An 8867-nucleotide genomic window follows, 5' to 3' on the forward strand; every position below is an offset into this window, starting at 1 on the left:
AAAAAAAAAGAGCATTCACCTGTAATATTTCTGTAATTGATCATACTAACTAAGAAAACAATTTAATCTTAAAACCGATATTATGAAAAGTGAATGGTTAGTAAAATACGAAGATTCCGAAATTAAAATAGTTAATACCTGGTTTCATGGCGAAATGCTATTTGTAAACAACATGCTTCAGGATAAAAGATATGGACTTGCAGGCTCTAACTTGAGTGGGCATATAATAAACAAAGAAGGTAAGCGGGAAAACATCAAAGTTAACCTGGGTGGTTCGTTTAAAATTGACTGCAACGTTTTTATCGACGATAATAAAGTAGAAGTGCAAAAACGGAAGTAATATTTAGATAAACATTATTTTTAAATCTCTTAATTATGAACATAATAAAATATCTTCTTATCGGAATGGCTATTCTTGGTATAATTGCCTCTATTTATATTATGATTGATGAACAATCATTATCGGGAGTGAAAACAATAGTTATTGGAGTTATTACCATCGCAGCGGCATTAAATATTGAGAAAATTTTAGCTTACTCGAAAACTAAAAAATAGAGTTAAATTGATATTAATATTACGAAAAATCAAATATTATGAAATCCCCATGAACGCCGGGTGTACAACAAGCGTGATGAATATAAATGGGGATACCATAGCTGTCACGCTCTAGAGTGATGACCAAAACATAAGATTAGATGTATATGAAAAAACAAAATTTTAATAAACTTAACACTGATACACTAAAACAATAGGGTCAAATATTAAAAGCTGTTTTAGTTATTTTTATTGTTGTCTTAGCGATGCTGATAGGCCTGTTGATTTTTAATATTTATAAAGGTGAAATTAATACGTTGATTGCTGTACCAATTGCATTATTCCCTATTTTGCATCTTGGTTCTAAACAACTCAAAGACATAAATACTGAAATTCAATTAAGGCAATAAAAAACTATACATCCTTCATTAAACTATAAGCATAAACATAATATGGCTTTATATTTATTTCAACTCATAAAAATCAATAAAATTTGAGTCACGATTTTTACAAAACATATATAGACCCTTACTCGCCAATAATTGTAAAGATATGCAGGACATATACTAATAGTCAGGAAGATTTCGAAGACTATTATCAGGAAGTATGTTTACAAATATGGCGTAGCAAAGACAATTTTCAACAAAAGTCAAAACTGTCAACATGGATATACAGACTATCGCTAAACGTATGCCTGTCACTGCATAGTAAGGAAAAGAATTTTACAAAAAAGCACTCAGAGTATAAACCCATTAATATCAGTTCTGATAACGGCGCTTTTAAGAATGAAAGCTTAAACTTATTATATAGAGCAATAAAAAAGCTGAGCGAGGTTGACAGAGCAATTATAGTACTCTATCTGGAAGAAAAATCGAATATTGAAATAGCAGAGATAACAGGTACTAACGCGAATAATATAGGTGTTAGAATAAGCAGGATTAAAGACAAATTAAAAAAAATGCTGGATGGACAAATCAATTGAGGAAATATGGAAAAACTGTCATACTGGCGAAGATTTAATTGCTCCCAAGTACGACAAACATTACGCTAAAAAGTCGAAACTTATAACTGAAAAAATTCGTAAAATTCAGAATATAGATAACAATTCGGCTATTGTTTTTGCAATTATATCTCTTATCGGATTTGGGTTTACCAAATGGCTGTATCTAGGCATATACTTATTTGTGTTTTTCATGGCTCTATACATTTATAATTCTATTAAGCTGAAAGAACTATATACTATTGATGCTAATCTGTCAACACGTAATTTTATTGTTGAATACAAAAAAAGGATAGATAAGCTAATCGATATTTATTTACGAATAATCACCTTTATTCTTCCTATTGTATTAATTTCTGTTTTTTGGCTGTTTCTGAAAGAGTTTGAGGAGTTTAACACAATTATTGAAGATTTAGGATATGCCAAAACATCTATATTTTTAATAATTATAACCCTTGTAACAGCTGTTTTAGGGCACTATGTCTACAAGTACTTTGTACGGTTATTTTACAATAGTTTACTTATTAAACTCGATAATGTACTATATGATATTGACCAGGCAGATGTTCCTCGAATAATTCCAAAAGGAACAACTACCGGGAAAATAATATTCATAATAATTGTTTCACTAGTAGTATTATTTATTATTGGTTATTTAAGTGGCTATATGATAGCATCTGTTTTATAAATAAAATAACTGTGCAGATTTATGTCTCCACAGTTATTTTATCTTCAATTATTATCTTTTTCTAAAATTGCATTAATTGCCATTCTAAGCTCGCCCCAATCATACTTATTATCTAATTTTTCTCTCAGCTCACCAAGACTTAATTCCTTGTGTCTGTGCGATTTCACAGCCGATATTATTTCCTTGCTCTTTTCTTCGCCAATAACGTCTGCAATATCAATTAAATCTTCCTTAACACATTTCGATAAGTGCGATTCAATTGTTCCTGGCGCAAACTCGCGTTTCTTTGCAATTTCGTCTATACTTAAGCCTTGTTTAAAAAATGCTAGACTTTGCAAGTGGGTAGGTACTTTTTTTAATACTTCCTTCTTTTTATCTTCTTCCTCTTCCAAAGCTGTATTTTCATCGACTTCAATATCCTCTTTATTGCAATACGCCTTTATAATATCAATTATATCATCGCCATATTTCTGTACGCGAATTTTCCCCATTCCTTTTACTTTTTTCAATTGTACAGCAGTTATAGGAAGGTCGTTGCACATATTGTACAGTGTGTCTTGAGTGAAAATTTGAAATGGAGGGATGTCTTCATCCTCCGATTTTTGATATCTATAAGAGCGTAATTGTGCGAATAACTTTGGGTTTACATTAGCTATGGCCTCTTTTTTTACAGCTTTTGGCTCTTTAATCTTCGCAAATACCGAATCGTTTCGAAGGTTCATGTATTTAGTTGAATCGAATTTGCCATTCAGTCCCATGAAACAAAATTCCTTAAGCTTCACTAATGTATTAAATTTCTTAATCTGCTCTGTCAAATCCTTTTTTACAGCTTTATTATCAGTCGAAAACGTGAAATCTTCAAGTGGTTTTTCTATAAACTCTTCTATTTGTTTAGTGAAGTATTCCATTCCTTTCGATACCCTTTCCTGAATAGCAACATCAGTTTGTGGATCTTCGGTGTCGATACTTAACTGCTGTAGTTGTTTTTGAAAAGTAATACCGACTTTAATTAGATTATCTACACCCTGTTCTTTTATAATTTTAATAGAGTCCCAAAAGTTGCCTTTTAATGTATTCTGGTTTTGAGAGCAAATGTTTTGAGCTCTGTTAATCGGATAAGATAATTGCCTGAAATCGAATAATTCTGAGATCAGGTTTAACTGGTATTGTTTTTCCGATTCGTATAAATCGTTAGTTCCCGGAGGATTATCTTCTATGTTTTTTGTAAAAGACGTAACCGTGTTATCGTGAATAATACTTTGTTGTTTTAACGGTTTGCGCAAAACCATTCCTTCCATAGTTTTACAGCGACTAAGAGCTACATAAGTCTGTCCGTGAGTAAACGACAACTGTACATCTATAACCGCTTTTTCGAAAGTAAGCCCTTGACTTTTATGAATAGTTATAGCCCATGCAAGTTTTAGAGGTATCTGAGTGAAGGAACCTTTTACGTTCTCGCTTATCTCATTGGTTTCTTTGTCTATTGTGTAAGAAATATTTTCCCAAATTTCGGGTGTTGTTTCTATATCTTCAGAATCTCCGATACATCTGACAATTACTTTTTCACTTTCCAATCTAACAATCTTCCCTATCTTTCCGTTGTAATACCGCTTTTCGGGATTGCTGTCATTTTTCACAAACATAACCTGAGCACCTTCTTTGAGTTCAAGTTTTTCATGTGTGGGGTAATTATGTTCCGAAAAGTCACCATCTATTTCTGCACGAAAATATTTCGATTTCTCTTTAATCTTATTCAGCTTCTGAATATTTATTTCGTCTGCCTGATTATTGTGAGTTGTAAGTGTTATATAGCCTTCTTTATCATCAGGTGTAAAATCAGGAATATGTCTTTTATTTAATTCATCTATTGATTCTTGAGAAATATTATTATTTCTGATTTCGTTAAGAATATCGATAAATTTTTGATTCTGCTGACGATAGATATGTTTCAATTCTATGCTTATAGCATTACTTTCCTGAAACGCTTTGCTGCTGAAAAAATATGCTGTTTCGTAATAAGGTCTTAATAAATTCCATTCCTGATCTTTAATTACCGGAGCTAATTGCTGCAAATCGCCAATCATCAACACCTGCACTCCTCCAAAAACTCTGGTTTTGTCTTTGTATTTCCGCAATACCTGATCAATACCATCAAGCAAATCTGCTCTAACCATACTTATCTCATCGATAATAAGTAAATCCAAAGAGCGTATTATATCTATTTTCTTTTTGTTGAATTTTTTCTTAGCCGGAATATTCCCCGACGAACTTTGAGCTTCCGGTGGTAAAATAGGTCCAAAGGCCATCTGAAAGAATGAGTGAATGGTAGTTCCTTTTGCATTTATTGCTGCAACACCCGTTGGAGCAACTACTATATGTCGCTTTAGAGTTGATTTTCTAATTTCATGTAGGAAGGTTGTTTTCCCTGTACCTGCTTTACCGGTAAGGAAGATGTTTCGATCGGTTCTGTTTATGAAATCCCGGGTAAGATCAAGCTCTTTGTTTGCAGTTTTATTGTTTTGCATGCTAAAATTGGATATTATGGTAATACAATATTGCAATTTATGAATTTGTGCTCATATATTTAATGAAATTGGCTTCTATGATATCTGATAATTGTTTATTCGGTATTAGTTTACTGGTGGACAAATTAAATGCCTGATCTATTTTTTATAAAAAAATACTGATTCTTCTGTAACAAAAAGCAAAGCATTTACGTATAACATTGGTAGCCTGTAATTAAATACAGGCATTGAACTGTAGATTAAGGGGTTAGATTATTTCTGATCTTAAATTTAAAAAGTAGATATGAGACAGCTGAAAATCACGAAACAGGTTACCAACAGGGAAACCGCGTCATTAGACAAGTACCTTCAAGAAATCGGTAAAGTAGACTTAATTACTGCTGAGGATGAGGTGGAGTTGGCGCAGAAAATCCGGGCTGGTGACCAAAGAGCATTAGAAAAATTAACTAAGGCCAACCTTAGGTTTGTGGTTTCGGTAGCTAAACAGTATCAAAATCAAGGGTTAACACTTCCTGATTTAATAAACGAAGGTAACCTTGGTTTAATTAAAGCGGCTCAGAGATTTGATGAAACACGTGGATTTAAATTCATTTCTTATGCTGTTTGGTGGATCCGTCAATCTATTCTTCAGGCTTTGGCTGAGCAATCTCGTATTGTTCGTCTTCCTTTGAATAAGATCGGATCTATAAATAAGATTAATAAAATGTTCGCCTCTTTGGAGCAGGAACATGAAAGGGCACCATCGGCAGAGGAAATTGCATCTAACCTTGAAATGAGTGAGGATGATGTTAAGGAGTCGATGAAGAATTCAGGTCGTCATGTATCGATGGATGCGCCATTAGTTGAAGGAGAAGATTCAAATCTTTATGATGTAATTCGTTCAGGAGAATCACCAATTCCCGATAGAGATTTATTGACAGATTCGTTGAGAACCGAGATAGAGAGAGCTTTGGCTACTCTAACTCCCCGTGAAGCAGATGTTGTAAGACTGTACTTCGGACTTGGAGATGCTCATCCTATGACACTGGAAGAGATTGGAGAAACCTTCGATTTAACACGTGAGCGTGTACGTCAGATTAAAGAAAAAGCAATTCGTCGTCTGAAACACACATCACGTAGTAAAATATTGAAAACATATTTAGGATAAGTGTAAGAGGGCAAAAGCCCTCTTTTTTTATACAACATAATAACTATAACTAACAATGAGTAAGCGAATTATATCACCTTCACTTCTTGCTGCTGATTTTACAAATTTGCAAAGCGAAATAGAGATGTTAAATGAAAGTGAGGCTGAGTGGCTTCACCTCGACATAATGGATGGAGTTTTTGTTCCGAATATAACTTTTGGAATGCCTGTTATCAAGCAAATGAGAAAACACAGTAAAAAGGTTTTTGATGTGCACTTAATGATAATTGATCCTGTAAGATATGTGGAAGAATTCGCAGAAGCAGGAGCAGATATTTTAGTAGTACATTATGAAGCATGTACTCATCTACACCGCACAATCCAGCTTATTAAAGCGAATGGAATGAAAGCCGGAGTTTCATTAAATCCTCATACACCGGTTTCTGTTTTGAATGAGATAATAGCCGATTTGGATCTTGTTCTGATAATGTCAGTTAATCCGGGGTTTGGAGGACAAAAATTTGTTGAAAATACCTGCTCTAAAATCAGAGATCTTGTTGAATTGAAAAAGCTTAAAGGATCTGACGCTATTATAGAAGTTGACGGTGGTGTAAATACTGATATTCTTCCAAAGCTGGAAGAAGCCGGAGCCGAAGCTTTCGTAGCAGGAAGCTTTGTTTTTAATTCTGATAATCCGAAGCAGACAATCAGCGATTTGTTGAGTTGTTAATTTGAGAATATAAATAACACAAAAAATATATTAAAATGAAAATAGCGATTGGTTCTGATCACGCAGGAGTTGAGTACAAGAAAGAAATTGTAAAACATCTTGAGGCAAAGGGATTCGAAGTAAAAGACTTTGGACCTTATACTGAAGACAGTGTTGATTATCCTGATTATATTCACCCTGTAGCAAGTGGTGTTGAAAATAAAGAGTTTGATTTTGGAGTGATAATGTGTGGTAGCGGGAATGGTGCCGGAATTACAGCAAACAAACACCAGGGTATTAGAGCTTCACTATGTTGGAATGTAGAATTGGCAGAACTTGCACGTTTGCATAACGATGCTAATATACTTGATATGCCGGCTCGTTTTGTGTCGTTGGAACTTGCCCTGCAAATGGTAGATGCTTTCTTTAGTACTGATTTCGAAGGTGGACGTCACCAAACAAGAGTTGACAAGATTCCTGTATAATAAAATGCTATGATTCATCCGATGACTACGAGTCATCGGATGAATATATTTTATTCTGAAACCTGAGTTCTCTGGCTCGCTAATACAGAAATACTGTCGAGTTTTTCTAATCCTCGTAGCAGGTCTTTTTCCATGTTTTCATCCATGGCGGCAGCCATCCATCTCATATAAAAAGGCATTTCGCCCTTCATCCCCCAGGTAACTTTAGTGCCTTTCTCAGTCTCTTCGAATTGCCAGTAAATATCAGAGCTTGATTCAAATGGTTTTAAGAAATTGATTACCTGATCAATAGAACTATATGGAGATGATCCTATAGTCTCCATGTTTCCTTCTCCTGATTCTTCGCCTTTCCAGGTGTATTTTGCACCAACGCCATTTTTGTTTCCGGAATAGCTAACCTCCATATTATCTCCAAAAGCTTCGGTCCAGGGATCCCATTTTGGCCATTCTTTATAGTCGTCTACAAAGCCAAAAATAATTTCTGCGGGAGCATTAATAGTTCTTGATCTAAAAGTGTCGTATTTGCCATCCAGAGTTGATAGCCATACTATGATGAGTACTATTAATAGCCCGGCAAGAATTCCGAGGTACTTTAAGAATCTTACCATTTCTGTTATTATTTTAAATTGCAGTATAAAGTTAAGAAAATAAAATTTGAGGCTGAAATTACGATTCTATCTCCTCCATGTCTTTCATTTGTGTAACACCACCGGAAACGATGTATTTCATTATGCCTGTAGCATTGACATTGATAGTTTTTAGATTTTTCTTGTCTACAATAAAAAGCTGACCGGATATAGCGTATGAGTGTGGGACATATACCGAAACCATATTATCTCCAAGATCGAACTTTTGCATATTGTCATCTGTTAAAAAGCCTAACCTGTAAATATCCGATTCAGGGTAGAGCCTCACTAAAACGGGCTTGCTAAAACTCTTTTTTTGACCTACAAATGAGGAAACTAAGTCCTTAACGGAAGTATAAATAATCCTTACGAGCGGAGCCTTAATAAATATGTTTTCAAAGTATGAAACGAATGGCAGAGCCACCAGTATGTTGCCTATAAACCCGATTACTGTGATTAGTAATATCACTATAATAATACCCAGGCCCCAGGTTTTGAATGGTAGCCAGGGCTGTACCTGTGTGTCGATTGAGATGATAATTTCGTATATAACATAAAGAGTTACACTGATGGGAATTGTATAAAGGAGTCCCTGAAAAAAGTATTTTACAAACCTGTTCATTTAGATTGATTTTAGTTCTTCTTTTAATTTTTTTGTTAGGCTGGAGACTACTAATTCATATGAATGATCTATAAGTTCAGTTAAAAGTTTTCGAGGGAAATTATCGGAATAATTAATTGTATTCCAATGCTTTTTACTCATGTGGTAACCTGGTGTGATACTGTCATATTTTTCCCTTAATTCTATCGATCTGTCGGGGTCACATTTCAAATTAATGGTGCTGTTCTTTTCCAGAGGCATTAGAGCAAACATTTTTCCCATAACTTTAAAAACTAAAGTCTCCTCATCAAAAGGGAATGTTTCTTCGCATCCTTTTTTAGATGTACAGTATTCTCTGACTTCTTCGATGTTCATTTAATTAAGTTTTGTATAAAGATACTAATGATAATTTATTATTTAAGTTTTCTCTTTTATGGAGAGTGTTTTTTACGAGTCAGGTTTCGCTTTACTTTATGCTTTCGCCCTTTCAGGGCTTTGGTGGGGTGTGTTTTTTATAAGTCAGGCTTCTCTTTCTGATTACGCTCTCTCAGGGCTTTTGTTTGGGGATTTAAG

The 8867-nt window shown here is 34.3% G+C and carries 11 protein-coding genes; 7 read left to right on the plus strand and 4 right to left on the minus strand.

The window, feature by feature from the left end; all coding sequences use genetic code 11:
- Nucleotides 1–82: 82 nt before the first annotated feature.
- The 4 genes from ABFR62_11390 to ABFR62_11405 all read left to right on the plus strand — a co-directional run bounded on the left by ABFR62_11390 (nucleotide 83) and on the right by ABFR62_11405 (nucleotide 2222).
- A complete protein-coding gene (locus ABFR62_11390; protein ID MEN8139022.1) occupies nucleotides 83–340 on the plus strand; it encodes a hypothetical protein in 258 nt (85 codons plus the stop codon).
- A 35-nt stretch (nucleotides 341–375) separates the two neighbouring features.
- Nucleotides 376–555 (plus strand): hypothetical protein, encoded by a 180-nt coding sequence (locus ABFR62_11395; GenBank protein ID MEN8139023.1) that lies wholly within the window; start codon nucleotides 376–378, stop codon nucleotides 553–555.
- 472 nt (nucleotides 556–1027) lie between these two features.
- Nucleotides 1028–1516 (plus strand): sigma-70 family RNA polymerase sigma factor, encoded by a 489-nt coding sequence (locus ABFR62_11400; GenBank protein MEN8139024.1) that lies wholly within the window; start codon nucleotides 1028–1030, stop codon nucleotides 1514–1516.
- Entirely contained in the window at nucleotides 1500–2222 is a 723-nt protein-coding gene (locus ABFR62_11405) for a hypothetical protein (protein MEN8139025.1), read from the plus strand. The genes ABFR62_11400 and ABFR62_11405 overlap by 17 nt, the downstream gene beginning before the upstream one ends.
- Before the next feature lie 44 nt (nucleotides 2223–2266).
- Here the strand turns inward: ABFR62_11405 and ABFR62_11410 are convergent, their stop codons facing one another.
- Nucleotides 2267–4747 carry a helix-turn-helix domain-containing protein gene (locus ABFR62_11410; GenBank protein MEN8139026.1) on the minus strand — a complete coding sequence of 827 codons (2481 nt, stop codon included), beginning with the start codon at nucleotides 4745–4747 and terminating at the stop codon, nucleotides 2267–2269.
- A 283-nt stretch (nucleotides 4748–5030) separates the two neighbouring features.
- On the opposite strand from ABFR62_11410, the gene ABFR62_11415 reads away from it, so the two are divergent.
- From ABFR62_11415 to rpiB, 3 genes are read left to right on the plus strand one after another with little or no spacing between them, the layout of a single operon-like run.
- Nucleotides 5031–5894: a sigma-70 family RNA polymerase sigma factor gene (locus ABFR62_11415; protein ID MEN8139027.1), complete on the plus strand. Its 864-nt coding sequence runs from the start codon at nucleotides 5031–5033 to the stop codon at nucleotides 5892–5894.
- 55 nt (nucleotides 5895–5949) lie between these two features.
- Nucleotides 5950–6603, plus strand: coding sequence for a ribulose-phosphate 3-epimerase (rpe, locus tag ABFR62_11420; GenBank protein MEN8139028.1), 654 nt, complete (start codon nucleotides 5950–5952; stop codon nucleotides 6601–6603).
- Between the two features lie 35 nt (nucleotides 6604–6638).
- On the plus strand, nucleotides 6639–7067 hold the full coding sequence (gene rpiB, locus ABFR62_11425) for a ribose 5-phosphate isomerase B (protein MEN8139029.1): 429 nt from the start codon (nucleotides 6639–6641) through the stop codon (nucleotides 7065–7067).
- Nucleotides 7068–7117: 50 nt separating this feature from the next.
- Here rpiB and ABFR62_11430 read toward each other — a convergent pair whose 3' ends face one another.
- From ABFR62_11430 to ABFR62_11440, 3 genes are read right to left on the minus strand one after another with little or no spacing between them, the layout of a single operon-like run.
- Entirely contained in the window at nucleotides 7118–7675 is a 558-nt protein-coding gene (locus tag ABFR62_11430) for an SRPBCC family protein (protein MEN8139030.1), read from the minus strand.
- A 58-nt stretch (nucleotides 7676–7733) separates the two neighbouring features.
- Nucleotides 7734–8315, minus strand: a complete 582-nt coding sequence (locus tag ABFR62_11435) for a DUF502 domain-containing protein (protein MEN8139031.1) — start codon at nucleotides 8313–8315, stop codon at nucleotides 7734–7736.
- Entirely contained in the window at nucleotides 8316–8669 is a 354-nt protein-coding gene (locus ABFR62_11440; protein ID MEN8139032.1) for an MmcQ/YjbR family DNA-binding protein, read from the minus strand.
- Nucleotides 8670–8867: the final 198 nt, after the last annotated feature.

The sequence above is a fragment of the Bacteroidota bacterium genome, from assembly GCA_039714315.1.
Taxonomy (GTDB): domain Bacteria; phylum Bacteroidota; class Bacteroidia; order Flavobacteriales; family JADGDT01; genus JADGDT01.